This window comes from Nocardia uniformis NBRC 13702 (genome assembly GCF_001613345.1).
Lineage (GTDB): Bacteria > Actinomycetota > Actinomycetes > Mycobacteriales > Mycobacteriaceae > Nocardia > Nocardia uniformis.
This window is the reverse complement of sequence record NZ_BDCE01000039.1, coordinates 1-14,901: the sequence shown is the minus strand read 5'-3', so window position 1 is coordinate 14,901 and position 14,901 is coordinate 1. Positions and strand designations below refer to the sequence as shown.

The following is a 14,901-nucleotide window of genomic DNA, read 5'->3' as shown; positions in this document are numbered from 1 at the left end:
TACCCGGTCGCTCAGCCGCGATACATCGAGCGGTAGGCGCCGATGGTGGCCACCAGGTGATCGACGATCTGGTCGCGGGTGGCGCGCAGCGTGCCGTTGAGCCAGGCGGAGAACATGCCCGCGTTGCCCGAGGCCATGGTGACCGCGGCCAGGCGGCGGCGGGTGGGGTCTTCGATATGGGCGAAGAGGTGGTCTTGGATGAGGCGGGTGAAGGCGGGCATGACCGAGATGGTGGTTTGGCCCAGGCCGGTGCTGGAGTAGGGCTCCACCAGGAATAGTCGGGATTTGCGGGGGTCTTCGAGGACCTTGTCGACCAATACTTCCGACAGGGCGCGGTCGCGGGCGGGCTCGTCGGCCACCGCGTAGGCGGTCATGGGTTCGAGGAATTCGTCGGCGATCTGGCGGTAGAGGACGTCGAGGAGTTCGTCTCGGCTGGCGAAGGATTCGTAGAAATAGCGGTCGGTGAGGTTCGCGGTGCGGCATACCGCGCGCATGGTGACCGCGCCCGCACCCGATTCGCCGATCAGGTCGAGGGCGGCGTCGAGCAGGGCGGCGCGGCGCGCCTCACGACGTTCGGTGAGGGTCGTGCCGCCCCAGATGCGGGGCTCGGCGTCGGAGGGTTGCTGACCTGTCTGCACCGGGACAAGCGTAATGCCCGGCGTCGGATGCGCGCGCACCCCCGACGCCGGAGCCCGTCGACGGCGTCAGCGCACCACGCAGGCGCTGCCCAGATTGATGCCGGTGCCGACCTGGATATCGGTCGATTGCGCCGATCCGTAGTAGGAGTCGGCGTAGATACGATGCCAGCCGGTGGTCTGCGGCGTCCAGGTGCTGGTGGCGCGGCCGTTGGTGCCGATGGTGATGGTCTGCGGGTCGAAGGTGCCGTACGCGCCGACGTCGTAGAGCCAGGCGGTGTCACCGGAGCGGCCTTCCACGGTGACGGTGTAGGGGCACCCGGTGCCGTACTGCGAGATTCCCAAGCCGATGGAGCTGCCGGCCGAGACGTTTACTCGCCATACCTGAGCGGTCGCGCCGGGTGCGGCCAGGACGACGGCGGCTGCCATCGCGGCGAAGGTGGTGGTTGCGGTGAGAGCCGACTTCCGGAGTCGGGGCATAGCGATCAACTCCCGGGTGAGCGGGTGAATGGTGGATGCGCCAACGCTGGCGCACACCATCCAGTGTCGGCGTGCGGGGGTGGCGACACGCGCGTAACGGACTACCTAGTTCCGAAAGGGGTTGTCGCGCAACGATTCGCGGCAGGTCGTGTTACCGGGTGGCTAACCGAGCAGCTCGTCTTCGTAGCACCAGAGCCAACTTTCGCCGAGCTCCGCGCTGCGGATCACCGGATGTGTGGTGGTATCGAAGTGCGCGGTGGCGTGCCGCCGGGGCCAGACCAGTGGCCAGGCCGCCAGGCCGCGGACCGGCTAGCGGAGGAATCCGTAGGAATCGGTGTTGATCAGGATGATGCTGGCGACCATGCCCCAGGCCGGTGCGAAGAGCCACAGGCTGTTCGTCCCGCCGATGAAGATCGCGAGATTGCGCTTGGTGTGCCCGACGTATTCCTTGTTGAAGAAGTAGACGACGTAGTAGAGGACCGTGCCGTAGAACATCATCCAGAAGATGACCAGGCCCATGATCCCCACGGTGCGTGCGGGCATGATGTCGAAGGTGAGCGCGTAGATGAACAGCAGTGACGGGATCAGCGTCACGTACCCGTTGCCGGAGTCGACCCAGAACCCGAACGACTTGCGGTTGGCATAGGCCGGATCGAACAGCGAGTACGACGACCAGACCTGCGCCCAGGTACTGGGCCGCACGATCTCACGGAGTCGGATGGGGGCGGTGAAGAAGTCGATCACCCGGTCGAGTTCGCGGCCGCGGTAGTCGGCGACGAACTGCTTGTGCTGGCGCTCGACCAGGGAGATGCGCAGGTTCAGCGAGATCTCCCACAGGGCGATCATCACGTTGATCCAGGTGAACGTCACCAGCACGATCTGCCCGACATTGACGCCGTAGCGCGCGATATGCAGGGCGATCGGTACTGCGGCACCGGCGACGACGAACGCGGCGACCACCATCCAGACACGGAGAATTCCGGCGCTGCGCACCGGCTGTGCCGCCGTGGTTTCGGTTACTTCCAGCATTGGGTTCGGGTTCCTTCGAGAGCTTGTTCGGTGAGCTGATGCAGGGTGGGGCCGCGGGGGTCGTCGTGTTCGAGCCAGCGCAGGAAGGCGAATTCGGCGGCGGCGAGCACGGTGTGGACGAGCAGGCCGGGCCGGATGTCCTCGTCGGGCCGCGCGCCCATGCGGTCGCCGAGGAGTTTGGTCAGCTGCGCGCGCTCGAACGGACCGACCACCGTGGCTCGGTCGAGTACATGCGGTGCGGCCCGGATCGCGGCGCGCCAGTGGCCCAGTGCCTCCTCGTCGGCGACGAATGCTCGGCTCCACCGCAGGCTCGCCTGGCACAGTGCTTCTTCGGGCGACTCGCTGCGCGGCCGTGCCGCCAGGTTGTCGACAATGGCCGCGCCGGCCCGGCGAAGAGTGCCCAGCAGCAGGTCCTCTTTGCTGGTCACATAGCGGAAGTAGGTGCTGTGCCCGATACCGGCGGCCGCCGCGATGTCCTCGGTGGTCACCGCGTCGAAACCGCGTTCGGCGAACAGCCGTAACGCCGCCCGTTGAATGTCGTGGCGGATCAGTGCCTTCTGTCGGTCCCGCAATGATTCAGCCACGCGCGACCGCCAGATCCGGATGTGCGCGTCCGGCGACGACGGGCAGGTCCAGGCTGGATTTGAGCCCGGGTGCGGCCGCGCACACGTAGGGGATGGAGTTGACGCAGTGGTTGGCGGTCGCCACGATGCCGGGATTGCGTTTGAGCCCTTCCGCGATGGACGCGGGCTGCCAGCCGCGAATGGTCACGAAGGTGTCGGGATCGCCCTGGATCTCGATCTCGTAGCGTTCCCCCTCGGGCCCGAATTCCCAGGCCGGTTCGAGGTTCTGCTCTCCCATCAGCCAGTTGACCGCGATCCGGACGACCGGTTGATCGCCGATCATCGCGTCCCACGCGAAGCGCTGGCCCGCGACCTGGCCCGGCTCGATGGTCCCCAGCGGCGATTCGATCGGCGCGGCGGCCACGGCGATGTCGTGGGAGGTCCGGATCGGGGCGTCGGCGAATCCGAGTGTGTCCAAACACATTCGTACCGATTGGGTGAATCCGCCGGTGAGCAGGCCCAGCATCGGGGATTTGCGGGCCTGCTCGGGGGTGCCGCCGAAGCCCATCACCCATCGCAGGACGTCGGGTGCGTCGTAGGTGCGCATATCGGAGAACTCCTCGGCCCGCACGAAGGTCACCTTCGACGACATTGCCGAGAGCACCAGCGGATGCAGGTCGGTCGTACCCCCGGGATTGATGCCGATGCCGTGCAGGGTGACGCCGCCGTCGACGCACGCCCGCGCCAATTCGGCATCGCGTTCACTCGGATAGAACCAGCCGACCGGGGTGACCACGTTCTTGCCGGATCGCAGAATGCGCGCCACCTCACCGGCATTCGGGATCAGCGGGGCATAGACCACCACATCCGCGTCCAGCGCCAAGATCTCCTCGACGTCGTCGGTGGCGGTGACACCCATCTGCCGTGTGCCGAGGATGTCGCCGACATCCTTGCCGCGCTTGGCCTCGGAGTGGACATAGCACCCGACGAGATTCAGCTCGGGATGCGCCCGCACCGCTTCGATCGCCGCCGTGCCGACTCCGCCGGTAGCCCACTGGACAACCCGCAACATGAAACCACCTCGAAGATAGAAGCTCTTGATATGAGAGTGGCTCTCTCGCAGAGGTACGGTATCGCAACTCCGTCCGATTCGTACGGTTAGTGACAGAAACGGGTAATGCCCCCGTCATTCCGGCGTGCTTTCGGCCGGAATCCACACCTGAATGGGCACCGCACAGTGTCGAACCCGGCCAAGTAGCGCGGCTCGATAACGGGGCAGGGCGGTCAATCCAGGCGCGGCGCGGACTCCATGGATCCACCGCTGTCCCGCCAGGCGGTGACCCCGCCCGCCAGGCTGGTGGCGTCGTAGCCCACGCGCCGGGCCAGCGCGGCGAACCGCAGCGACACCTCGCCGACCGGGCAGACGAAAACCAGTGGGCGCGAGCGGGAGAACGGCACACCCTGGGTGAACATCTCCTCGAGCTGATCGTCGCGAATATTGATCGCGCCGGGTACATGCGCGATGCGGTACGCCATCGCGCCGCGGGTATCGACGATGGTCGGTCGCGTGCTGCGGTCGAATTCGGCGAGCTCTTCGGGCGACAGCGTGGGTACGGCCGCCAATTCGGCCGCGGTGGGGCGGATTCGGCGGTGCGCGGTCTCGCCGAACAGGTCGGGGCGGCGTTTGCGGATATAGGACAGATACGGTTCGAGCCGGTCGCAGACGATGATCACGGCCACCACCGGACGCGGCGTTGAACGATCCAGCGTCCGAAGGCAATCCAGTGCCGCGGCATAGGTCGCGCCGCTGGTGGGTCCGGCCAGCACCCCGTGTCCGGTGGCCAGATCGAGGGTGGCCTCGATCGCGCGGCCCGCGTCGACGGGCACGATACGGTCGTAGAAATCGGGTTGGAACAACCCCACATCCCACATCTCGGTTTCCGAGCGAATGCCCGGAATGAAATCGCCGCGTTCGGATACCACCGCGATGGTGCGCAACTCCGGATGGTGTTTGCGCAGATAGGTGGCCGCCCCGCGGGTGGATCCGGTGGTGCCGAGCCCGCCGACCAGATAGTCGACCCGGGTGATCTTGTCGCGTGTCAGGTCCTCGTGGATCTCGCGGCCCGTGCCCTGATAGTGCGCCTCGATATTCTTCTCGCTCGTGTACTGCGACGGGTGATGATAGGCGCCGGGCGCTTTCGCCATGGCCGCCTCGATCACCGAGTACACGTCATTGGGTGCGGTCGGGTCCGGACACTCCGAGAGCCCGGGCAGTTCCTCGATCTCGGTGCCGAACAGGCGCAGCAGCTCACGCACCTCGTCGACCCTGATGCGATTGGTGACCGCCCGCAGCCCCACTCCGCGCATGCCCCCGAGAATGCGCAGCGCCTTGGCGGTATTGCCGCTGGAGGCCTCGATGAGCGTCTGCCCGCGCGCCACGATCTCGTCGAGTTCGTCGCGGATCATGCCCCACGCCACCCGATCCTTCACCGACCCGAACGGGTTGCAGGATTCGAGTTTCGCGTACAGCTCGACATGCTCGAGCCCGTGCACGGCCGGATCGAGCCGCAGCAGCGGGGTATTGCCGATGAGCTCGGTGATGTGGTCATAGCGCATTCACGACCTCCGGCTTCGGCTCGGCAGCGCCGCGACCGTCATCGCGGGCTCGTACTCGCGGTCGTGGCACACGGTGAATCCGTCGGCGCGTTGGGTGACCGCGAGTTTCGGTGGCACCGGATGCATGGACGCACTCGCTGCCGACAGATCCATGTGATAGGCGGCGGTATTGGGAAACACCAGCAGATCGCCCGGCCGCGGGCGGTGCGGCAGCCACACCTTGTGATTGGTGATGAGATCGCGTTCCAGACACAGCCTTCCGGCCAGGAACACGCCCACCGGTCCGCCGGAATCGGCGCGATCGGCGCCGGGTAGCAGTACCGGATCGACCATCACCTCCTGATCGGCGGGGGTGACGGTGTCGCGGCTGATATCGAGATTCACCAGGGTCGTACCCACGGCGACCTCCTTGACGAACTCCACCCGGGCCACGGTGATTCCGGCGTGATCGACCAACGCCTTACCCGGTTCGAGCCAGATATCGAGGAGGTTCTCCTGCGCGACCTGCGCGACGGTGCGTCCACCGTGCTGGTCGAGTCCGGCGGTGAGCAGATCGGTGAGCATGCGGGTGGCGGGCACGGTGTTCGCGTACTTGTGGAACACCGGGGTCCCGTGCACCGCGCCGCCCTCGATATGGAAGCCGAAGGTATTGCCGCCCCACGTCATCGGTTCCGCGCGGCCGAGCAGCGACTCCCGCAGCGCCACCACGTACCGGTCGAATTCGTCGGCGTCGGCGGTGAATACCTGCCGGAACCCGCCGCCCACATTCAGCACCGTCGGTGTGAGCCCGTGCCCGTAGGCGCGTTCGGTCAACGCGAGGCAGGCCTGCACGGCCCGCACCCGTTCGACGGTCTCCCCGGAGTCGATATGGAAGGCGAACCCGCGAAACGCGATCCGACCCCGATGCGCGGCCAGCACCTCGAGCGCCTCGTCGACCCGAGTCAGGGGTATGCCGAACCGGCTCACCGGCGTGGCCGGAAATCCGGAAACCCGCACCAGCACCGGCACCGGGGCCGCTTCGTCCGCCAACTCGGCCACCCGCCGCAGCTCCCACAGATTGTCGACACTGATCGTCGCCCCGGCATCGATCAATTCCCGCAGGAACACCTCACCTTTCGGCCCGGTCACCTCGATCCGCTCCGCCCCGAACCCGGCCTCCACCGCACCGGCCACCTCCGCGCGCGAGCAGACGTCGATGGCGATCCCGGCCTGTTCGGCCGTGCGCACAAAGGCGCGCGACTGATTCACCTTGTGCGCGTAGCAGATTCGATACCGCGACAACTGCCCCTCGAGCACGGTCCGAAACCGCACCAGGTTGTCGGCGAACACCTGCGGGAACACCACATGCACCGGCGACCCGAATCCGGCCAGCGCGTTCTGCACCGCGCCGGGCGTGCCGAGAAAGGCACGGACCAGCGGATGGATCTTCGGCGGCAGGGTCGGCGCGACAATGGGCGTCATACGGCCTTTTCGGCGGTCGCGGGTGCGGGCGTCTCGATGGTCGGGTTGTAGCCGCTGTCGCGCAACGCCTCGAAGGCGCGATGCCGATTGCGGGGGCTGCGGAAGTCGGCCAGGACCCGCTTGGAGATCAGATCGATATCGTGCACGTCGATATGCATCGACTCCAAGGTGCCGGTAATGGTGCGAACGCAGTGCTGGCAGTTCATATCCGGTACCCAGAACACGTGATCCTCGGCGGTCAGATTCCCGGTGTCGGAGTCGGCCTCGGAGGTCACCTCGGCAATGGTGAGTCGCGTGGAGATGGCGCAGAACAGTTCGGTGAAGCGGTCGATGAGTACCGGCAGCACGCTGTAGTGCACGCCGTCGAGCTGGTGGGGCATGGCGGCCAGGCAGGCCGGGCGCGTGCCGGGCGGCAGCAGTGCGTACTGGCGGGAGATGACATCGAGTTCGTCGTGGTATTTGGCGATGGCCGCGGGCGCGCTCAAACCCTCGACGCTGGTGGCGCGGCGCATGATTCGATGCGCCTCGGCAATGGTCATATCTTTCATGGACCGCAGCGTGGCGACGGTTTCGGCCGAATAGCGCACCGTCCCGTCGGGTTGGCTCGCCAGGGTCACCGCGATCATGCCGCGCCGATAGGTCGACGCCTGCAACTCCCAGAACCAGCGGGTCGCGACCGCCCCGTAAATACTGGAATCGCGCATGCCGATGGCGAATTCGATCGGCGTCCGATACGGCGTCCACCGCGCCAACAGCGCGTGCTGGGCCAATGCCCGTCCCGCCGCCTCGATCCCCACCCGGAAGATATCGAACGGCTCATGGTCGGTGGTCGTTCCCAACAGCACCGCCCGATCCCGCTCACTCAATCGCGAGATCCGCAGCGCCAGTTCGGTATCGGATTCGAGGGCGTGCCACAGGCCGAGCACCGTCTCGCGCATGGCGATGGGCACGATCGGCCCCAGCCCGCCGGAGTGGAAATGCCCGGTGTTGGGAATCCCGTCGCTGTCGGTCCATGCGATCCGGTGTGTCGCCGAGGTGACCTGATCGGGTCGGCACGGCTTCATGAACCGCTCCAGATACAGCCGTTGCGACAGCGTCAGCCGCGATCCGGGTTCCGGACGCATGGACGCACAGGTGTATTCGATGCGCGTCGGGGGTGGCAGGTCGGCCTGCTCGCACCATCCGGGCCGGGCGAGGCAGGCCAGGACGCGGGAGGCGGCGCGGCGGTCGTAGCGGGGGGCGTGCCCGTTCATCGTTGACGAACCTCCGTGGCAATCGTTGCGACACACTCGGTGAATCGGGCGATTTCGTCGGCGGTGTTGTAGATCTGGGTACTGACGCGCACGGAATCCGCATCGGACGGTGCGTTCTCGGCGGGGACGCAGTGCGTGCCGGTACGCACCGCGAAATCGGCGTCCAGTTCGGTGACGTCCACCGGCAGGTGCCCGCCGCTCTGCCCGCTGTCGAGGTACACCGCCGATTCGCGCAGCGCCGGAAACAGTCTGCGCGCGCTCGTCAGCGCGACATCCGGGGCGAGATTCGACCCGGCGGACGTAGGCGCTGATGACCGCAACGTGCCGCTCCCTCCCAGGAGTCCGCGTTCGACGCCACCCACGATACGCAACTTTCAGGTGCGGCTCGAAGGTTCTCGCAGGCAAGAGTTTTCGCCGCGACCGTCTCGTTATGGCCGGTCGGCGGCCTCAGCGCTCGGGGCCACCGGGATTGCACAGGGCGTTGACGGTTTCGTCGTAGCCGACCGCGGGCCGCCACGGCTCCAGATTCCAGCTCGGCTTATCGGGGGCGACCAGGCGCGCCCACTCCCAGTGGCAGTGGAACTGATCGCGCATGCCGGGAGTGTCGGCGTCAGGGGAGCGGTCCAGCACTTCCTGCCAGGCGCGGTCACCGGCGGTGGGGTAGGTGTCGGCGCGGCCCGCGGCGGTCGGGTAGATGAGCAGGCGGCGACCGTCGACGGCGTCGGTCCACTCGGTGCCGTCGATGAGCGGCAGATCGGCGTACGGGTTCGGCGGCAGGGGCGTGGGATCGGCGATATCCGCGGCCACGGTGGGGCTGGCGGGGAGCGCCAGGACAGGTGGGGGCTCGGTGTATGCCGCCGGTTCCAGCGAACCGATAACGACCGGTGCGGATTCCTGGGAGGCGCCGCATCCGGACAGCGACACCGCCGCCGCGCCCATCAGCAGCACACCCGATAGTCTTCCGCGGTATCGCATCGGGCTCCTCCACTTCTGTCCTGTCCTGCTGCGGAAACCGACGCTACCAGCCATGAATCCGCGATCACTTTTCCTTCAACGACGCCGGTCGCGGATCGGTTCCACTGGTGTTGTGGCCCAGACAGACCATACGATGTCACGCGCAGGGCGGCTCCGAAAGAGGGGAGTATCTCCCCTGCCGTGGTTATCTGGTCGATTGCCACGCTGGAGCGATGTGAAGAGGGCGAGAGATGTCACCGACAGTGAAATGTCTTGTCTGGGAAGTGGACAAGACCCTCTGGGATGGGGTGGTCAGCGATTCCAGTAGCGGCGCGTTACGTGCCGACGCGGTGCGGTCGCTGCGCATCCTCGGTGAGCGCGGTATCCTGCACGCGGTCGCCAGCCGCGGGGAATGGTCGTGGACGGACGCGGAATTGCGTCGGCACGGTCTGCACGATCGGTTCGCGGCGGTCGAGGTGGGATGGGGTCGGAAATCGGCTGCCATCGCGCGGATCGCGCAAACCCTCGGCCTGCACCTGGACAATATCGGCTACATCGACGCCGAACCGCTCGAACGCAGCGAGGTCGCGCACGCGTTACCGCAGGTCCGCTGTTATGCGGCCCGGCATGTGGATGTGCTTGCCGCGCTTCAGGAATTCCACGCCCCCGCCACCGCCGCGACGCCACCGACGTCGCCGATGGGATTCGCGCACGTCTTCGGAAGCTGAGTACAGCGAACTGGCACCGACTGCACGAATGCGGTCGGTGCCAGTGGTGTCGTGAGCTGGATTCAGCGGTGCTGGACTCGCGTGCGCCGGGTTCAGGCGGGCTTGGGTTCGACGGTGCCGCCGGGTCCGCGGATCTCCACGATCGGGAGCACCAGCGCGGCGGGAGCCGAGGCCGGGACCACCGGCTGCTTCGGTGCCACCGGTGTGATGCGCTGATATCCGGTGCCCTGGGCGGGCCGGGTGTCGATTTCCCCCTTATTGGGCCATAGCGCCGCCGCGCGTTCGGCCTGCGCGGTAATCGTCAGTGACGGATTCACTCCGAGGTTCGCCGAGACCGCCGCGCCATCGACGACGCTCAGTGTCGGGTACCCGTAGACCCGGTGGTAGGGGTCGATCACACCGTGTTCGGGATCCGCGCCGATGGCCGCACCGCCGAGGAAGTGCGCGGTCAGCGGAATATTGAACACCTCACCCCAGGAGCCGCCCGCGACGCCGCCGATCTTGTCGGCCACCTTGCGTGTCACCTCGTTGCCCGCCGGAATCCAGGTCGGATTGGGTTCGCCGTGGCCCTGTTTGGAGGTGAGCTTGCGCCCGAACAGGCCGCGCTTGGTGTAGGTGGTGATGGAATTGTCGAGATGCTGCATCACCAGCGTGATGATGGTGCGCTCACTCCAGTTCTTCACACTCATGAACTGCAGCAACCGGAGCGGATGTCGCAGCACGATGCCGAGGAAGCGCAGCCAGCGCGGTATGCGCCCGCCGCCATCGACCATGAGGGTTTGTAGCAGGCCCATCGAATTGGAGCCCTTGCCGTATCGGACCGGTTCGATATGGGTGTCGTGGGTGGGGTGGATGGAGGAGGTGATGGCCACTCCGCGCGTCCAGTCGCGATCGGGGTTCACCTTGCGGGTGGCCGCGCCGACAATGGATTCGGAGTTGGTGCGGGTCAGCACACCGAGACGATCCGACATCTCCGGCAGCGCGCCCTGATCCTTCATGGCGAACAGTAGTTTCTGGGTGCCGCGTGTTCCGGCCGCCATCACCACGTGTCCGGCGGTGAGGGTTCGCGGGTTCTTGCGCACCCAGGCCCCGGTGCGCGCGGTGCTCACATCCCAGGTGCCGTCCGGGTGTGGGCGCAGCCCGGTGACCGTGGTCATCGGAATGATCTGCGCGCCCGCCTTTTCGGCGAGGTACAGGTAATTCTTGACGAGGGTGTTCTTGGCATTGTGGCGGCAGCCGGTCATGCACTCGCCGCATTCGGTGCAGCCGGTGCGGGCCGGGCCGACGCCACCGAAGAACGGATCCTCGACGGTTTCGCCGGGCTCGCCGAAGAACACGCCCACCGGAGTCTGCACGAAGGTGTCGCCGACGCCCATATCCTCGGCGACCTGCTTGAACACCTCGTCGGCGGGCGTCATATGCGGGTTCTGCACCACGCCGAGCATTTTGCGGGCCTGCTCGTAGTAGGGCATGAGTTCATCGCGCCAGTCGGTGATGTCGCGCCACTGCGCGTCGCGGAAGAACGGTTCCGGCGGCACATACAGGGTGTTGGCGTAATTGAGTGATCCGCCGCCGACGCCCGCGCCCGCGAGAATCAGCACATCGCGCAGCGGATGAATGCGCTGAATTCCGTAGCAGCCCAACATCGGAGCCCACAGGAACTTCTTCAGATCCCATGAGGTTTCGGGCAGTTCGTCATCGGCGTAGCGCTGCCCGGCCTCGAGCACCCCGACCTTGTAGCCCTTCTCGACCAGGCGCAGCGCGGTGACGCTGCCACCGAATCCGGAGCCGACGATGAGCACGTCGAAATCGGTTTCGCGTTGAGACATGCGGAACTCCCTGGTCGGTGTCGGCGGTGACGCGCGTTACGCTAACGCGGACAGTTGCCACTGTCAATGAAGGTCGGCCTCACTCTATGCTGAGCGCGTGCCCCGATACAGCCGCGCGCAACTCGCCGACCTCAGCGGCGTTCCGGCGCGCACCATTCGCTACTACCACTCCCTCGGTGTGCTGCCGAAACCCGGACGCGCGGGTAAGGAGGCGGTGTACGCCGAGGAGCATGTGCGGCGGTTGCGCGATATCGCCGCCATGCAGGCGCGCGGGCTGCGCCTGGACGCCATTCGCGAGGTGCTCGCCACCGAAGCCGTCAGCACGGACTGGCGTGCGGTCTTCGATCCGCGCCAGCCGTTATCGGGTGAGCCGCCGGTCGTCATGTCCGACGAACAGGACGTCGTGATGTCCGATGCGGAGCTCACCGACCTGCTCGGAGATCGACGTGCCGAGATCTTCGACGACCTCCTCGCCGCCCAGTACCTCGAACCCGACGGCGACCGCTGGCGCATCCCGGACCTGCCCATGCTCAAGGGCGCGCTGATCCTCTACGACGTCGGCACCGACATCACCCTCGCGGGCGCACTGCGCAAACTGATTCGCGCCCATATGGCCGAACTCGCCGATGACATCGCCCGCACCTTCCGCGACGCCGCGGCGACCAGTTACGGCGGTGAGGGGATCGGCACCGACCTCATGCGTTTCCGTGATCGGTTCCGCGCGGCGGCGTGGGAGGTCGGCGGCGCGACCCTGGCCGATGAGATCGAGCGCGCGGTGCGCGAGGTGGACGCGGAGCCGGAGCGGTAGCAGCGGATTATCCCACGCGCTGCCACGAAGTGGCTGTGCGTGGTTCACCGACCGGTTGGTCATTGCATTCAGGCTGCTCACAGCCTTGTCGCCCACAATCGGTAAGTGATGGACGAGGACAACCCACCGCTGCGGTCGGTGCGCACCACCCGCAGGCGCGCGCGCCGTACCGCCCGCCACCGCGCCCGACCCACCCGTGGGTCACGGGTGCGCGGGCTGATGCGGCTGCTCGCCGCGATGGCGTCGACGGTGGTGCTCGGGGCGACCGCGTTCGGTTTCTACGCCTCCGCGGGTCTGGAGAGCGGCTTCTTCCGCTCGGACGCCATCAGCGACGAGGATGCGAGGGCCCTCGATGGTGATCTGAACATTCTGCTCATCGGCCTGGACACCCGAAAGGACTTCGACGGCAAGGATCTTGCACCGGAAATCCTGTCCGCACTGCACGCCGGGGACAGCGACGTGGGCGGCTACAACGCGAATTCGCTGATCCTCGTCCATATTCCGAAGGATCTGAGCAAGATCGTCGCCTTCTCCATCCCGCGCGACAACTATGTCGCCGTCTCCGGAATCCCGGGCTACAAGAACGTCAAAATCAAAGAGGCGTACGGCTTGAAGAAGGCCGCGGTGGAGCAGGATCTACGCAGTCGGGGCGTCACCGATGAGGTGGAGCTCGAGCACCGGAGCCGCGAAGCGGGCCGCGCCTCCATCGTGCAGACCGTACGTACCCTGACCGGCGTCCCGATCAACAGATTCGCCGAGATCTCCCTGGCCGGTTTCTACGACCTGGCCAATGCCGTCGGCGGCGTCGACGTGTGCCTGAACAACGCCGTCGACGACAGTACGTACTCCGGCGCGAAATTCCCCGCCGGACGTCAACATCTCGACGGCGCCCAAGCCCTCGCCTTCGTCCGCCAACGCCACGGCCTGCCCAACGGCGACCTCGACCGCACCCGCCGCCAACAGGCCTTCCTCATGTCGGTGGCCAAATCCCTCGAAGACTCAGGGACCTTCACCGACCTCCGCAGACTCGGCAACCTGGTCGATGTCGCGCACAAGGATACGGTCCTGTCCACCGGCTGGAACCTGCTGGATTTCGCCTCCGTCCTCGGCAGGGCCGGCGCGATCCCCGTCGAATTCCGTACCCTGCCGATCCTGCGCTACGACAATGTCAACGGCCAAGATGTGAATATCGTCGACCCCGACGCCATCAAACGCGAAGTCCGCACCGCCTTCGGCATGCCTCCGCCCGACCACCAACCCTCCACCGCCACCACCCCGTCGACCGCCTACCCGTCGACCGCCTACCCGTCGACCGCCTACCCGTCGACCACGGCCGGATCCGCCGAGCCGTCCCCGAATGCCGGGAAACCGGTCATCGGCACGATCGGCGACGGCATTCCCTGCGTGAACTGATCGGTCACTCGGGCGGCGACGGGCGGTGGGCGTCCAGCTCGGCGACCAGCCGCTTGGGCGCGACAACCCGATAGGCGTCCTGCACGATCTCGCCGATCTCCACCCAATCCACCGGCACGTCGAGGTACACCCCGAGCCACCCCCGGTGCCCCACATAGGGCGGGCGGAAGTACCGCACGGGATCGGCCGCGATCAGCTCCTCCTGCACCCCCGGCGGTGCGGCACACCAGAATCCGAGCCGATCATCGTGATGTTGGTCGGCGAACATGACAAAGGTCTTCCTACCCCGCACGAACCAGGTCGGCTCACCATGGCTGAGCCGCTCGGTCACCTCCGGCAAGGCCGAACACACTGCGCGCAGGGATTCCAACGGTTCACCCATACTCGAACGCTAGATGATCCCTACTCCGGTAGCGACCGGCACAGGGCGACGGCATCGGCGACTGCTCCTCACCGCCGCAATGCTCACCCTCGCACTGGCCGACCACACCACGCTGACCGCCGCGACGGTCCTCATGGTGTGGGGCCTCGGCTACGGAGCGGTCCCCGTCACCTTCCAGACCTGGATCCTCGACGCGGCGAGCGAAGACACCGAAGCCGCTACCTCCCTGTATGTTTCGGCCTTCAAGGTGAATCCAGGCATTCGTTCACTCGACGGCGCGTCGGCCGCCCGCACCGCCACCCGGGGGCGACCATGGTTCGATGCCGTCGGATAGGTCGTGGTTCGGGTCGATGTCACTGCCGGGGAAGGCCACCCTCGGTGGCGCGGTCGCCGCCAACCTCGCCGCACCGCTCGCGGCGGCGCTCGTCGCGGCCGTCTACCGGTTCCCGGTTCCGCTCAGTGGCTACACCAGCGGACTCTCGGGCACCGTCATCGCGGCATTCGCCAGCCTGTTCTACCTCCTGCTGGGTGGTGTGGTGGTCCTCGGTACGTTGGGGGCGCTGGCGGGGTTGTTGGCCGTTCGGATCGCGGCGCCCGATGCTCGACGGGTCGCTCGCCTCACCATCGCCATGGCCGCGGGGATAGCGCTGATCGGTGCGATCGCTCTCGCCACGCTCGAATTGTTCATCGGCGCTTGGTAATACCGGAAATTCGTCGTCTGATTCGTGTCCCGGAAGACCGGTGCCCAGA

The 14,901-nt window shown here is 66.7% G+C and carries 18 protein-coding genes; 5 read left to right on the top strand and 13 right to left on the bottom strand.

The features are described 5' to 3' along the window. Nucleotides 1–11: 11 nt before the first annotated feature. The 11 genes from NU1_RS10870 to NU1_RS10825 all read right to left on the bottom strand — a co-directional run bounded on the left by NU1_RS10870 (nt 12) and on the right by NU1_RS10825 (nt 9,012). Nucleotides 12–638 (bottom strand): TetR/AcrR family transcriptional regulator, encoded by a 627-nt coding sequence (locus tag NU1_RS10870; RefSeq protein ID WP_067519959.1) that lies wholly within the window; start codon nt 636–638, stop codon nt 12–14. A gap of 66 nt (nt 639–704) precedes the next feature. Further along, nucleotides 705–1,115, bottom strand: a complete 411-nt coding sequence (locus tag NU1_RS10865; protein WP_067519958.1) for a hypothetical protein — start codon at nt 1,113–1,115, stop codon at nt 705–707. 162 nt (nt 1,116–1,277) lie between these two features. Further along, nucleotides 1,278–1,397, bottom strand: a complete 120-nt coding sequence (locus NU1_RS44195) for a UBP-type zinc finger domain-containing protein (protein WP_371859786.1) — start codon at nt 1,395–1,397, stop codon at nt 1,278–1,280. Between the two features lie 27 nt (nt 1,398–1,424). Then, the gene (locus NU1_RS10860; RefSeq protein WP_067519954.1) at nt 1,425–2,144 is read right to left on the bottom strand and encodes a hypothetical protein; all 720 of its coding nucleotides are present in this window, start codon (nt 2,142–2,144) and stop codon (nt 1,425–1,427) included. Next, on the bottom strand, nt 2,132–2,728 hold the full coding sequence (locus NU1_RS10855) for a TetR family transcriptional regulator (protein ID WP_067519953.1): 597 nt from the start codon (nt 2,726–2,728) through the stop codon (nt 2,132–2,134). Before NU1_RS10855 ends, NU1_RS10860 begins: the two co-directional genes overlap by 13 nt. Next, on the bottom strand, nt 2,721–3,779 hold the full coding sequence (locus NU1_RS10850) for an NAD(P)H-dependent amine dehydrogenase family protein (RefSeq protein ID WP_067519952.1): 1,059 nt from the start codon (nt 3,777–3,779) through the stop codon (nt 2,721–2,723). The genes NU1_RS10855 and NU1_RS10850 overlap by 8 nt, the downstream gene beginning before the upstream one ends. 212 nt (nt 3,780–3,991) lie before the next feature. Next, the gene (locus NU1_RS10845; RefSeq protein ID WP_067519948.1) at nt 3,992–5,323 is read right to left on the bottom strand and encodes a pyridoxal-phosphate dependent enzyme; all 1,332 of its coding nucleotides are present in this window, start codon (nt 5,321–5,323) and stop codon (nt 3,992–3,994) included. After that, nucleotides 5,324–6,784, bottom strand: a complete 1,461-nt coding sequence (locus NU1_RS10840) for a type III PLP-dependent enzyme domain-containing protein (protein ID WP_067519946.1) — start codon at nt 6,782–6,784, stop codon at nt 5,324–5,326. After that, complete coding sequence (locus NU1_RS10835; protein ID WP_067519941.1) at nt 6,781–8,037, bottom strand: heavy-metal-associated domain-containing protein; 1,257 nt, start codon at nt 8,035–8,037, stop codon at nt 6,781–6,783. Before NU1_RS10835 ends, NU1_RS10840 begins: the two co-directional genes overlap by 4 nt. Next, nucleotides 8,034–8,357: a hypothetical protein gene (locus tag NU1_RS42535; protein WP_174565936.1), complete on the bottom strand. Its 324-nt coding sequence runs from the start codon at nt 8,355–8,357 to the stop codon at nt 8,034–8,036. Before NU1_RS42535 ends, NU1_RS10835 begins: the two co-directional genes overlap by 4 nt. A gap of 127 nt (nt 8,358–8,484) precedes the next feature. Beyond that, nucleotides 8,485–9,012, bottom strand: a complete 528-nt coding sequence (locus NU1_RS10825; protein WP_067519937.1) for a DUF2599 domain-containing protein — start codon at nt 9,010–9,012, stop codon at nt 8,485–8,487. Nucleotides 9,013–9,275: 263 nt separating this feature from the next. Between NU1_RS10825 and NU1_RS10820 the strand changes: the two genes are divergently transcribed. After that, the gene (locus NU1_RS10820) at nt 9,276–9,719 is read left to right on the top strand and encodes an HAD family hydrolase (protein WP_084521169.1); all 444 of its coding nucleotides are present in this window, start codon (nt 9,276–9,278) and stop codon (nt 9,717–9,719) included. A gap of 92 nt (nt 9,720–9,811) precedes the next feature. On the opposite strand, the gene NU1_RS10815 is transcribed toward NU1_RS10820, so the two are convergent. Further along, nucleotides 9,812–11,548 carry a GMC oxidoreductase gene (locus tag NU1_RS10815; protein ID WP_067519932.1) on the bottom strand — a complete coding sequence of 579 codons (1,737 nt, stop codon included), beginning with the start codon at nt 11,546–11,548 and terminating at the stop codon, nt 9,812–9,814. A gap of 97 nt (nt 11,549–11,645) precedes the next feature. Between NU1_RS10815 and NU1_RS10810 the strand changes: the two genes are divergently transcribed. Both NU1_RS10810 and NU1_RS10805 read left to right on the top strand, forming a co-directional pair. Beyond that, a complete protein-coding gene (locus NU1_RS10810; protein WP_067519930.1) occupies nt 11,646–12,356 on the top strand; it encodes a MerR family transcriptional regulator in 711 nt (236 codons plus the stop codon). Nucleotides 12,357–12,464: 108 nt separating this feature from the next. Further along, on the top strand, nt 12,465–13,769 hold the full coding sequence (locus NU1_RS10805) for an LCP family protein (RefSeq protein ID WP_067519928.1): 1,305 nt from the start codon (nt 12,465–12,467) through the stop codon (nt 13,767–13,769). 4 nt (nt 13,770–13,773) lie between these two features. On the opposite strand, the gene NU1_RS10800 is transcribed toward NU1_RS10805, so the two are convergent. Then, complete coding sequence (locus NU1_RS10800; protein WP_067519927.1) at nt 13,774–14,151, bottom strand: MmcQ/YjbR family DNA-binding protein; 378 nt, start codon at nt 14,149–14,151, stop codon at nt 13,774–13,776. Between the two features lie 13 nt (nt 14,152–14,164). Here NU1_RS10800 and NU1_RS10795 point away from each other — a divergent pair, with 13 nt between their 5' ends. Together NU1_RS10795 and NU1_RS10790 are read left to right on the top strand one after the other, a co-directional pair. Further along, entirely contained in the window at nt 14,165–14,485 is a 321-nt protein-coding gene (locus NU1_RS10795; RefSeq protein ID WP_157552094.1) for a hypothetical protein, read from the top strand. Then, nucleotides 14,472–14,852, top strand: a complete 381-nt coding sequence (locus tag NU1_RS10790; RefSeq protein WP_169815036.1) for a hypothetical protein — start codon at nt 14,472–14,474, stop codon at nt 14,850–14,852. The genes NU1_RS10795 and NU1_RS10790 overlap by 14 nt, the downstream gene beginning before the upstream one ends. Nucleotides 14,853–14,901: the final 49 nt, after the last annotated feature.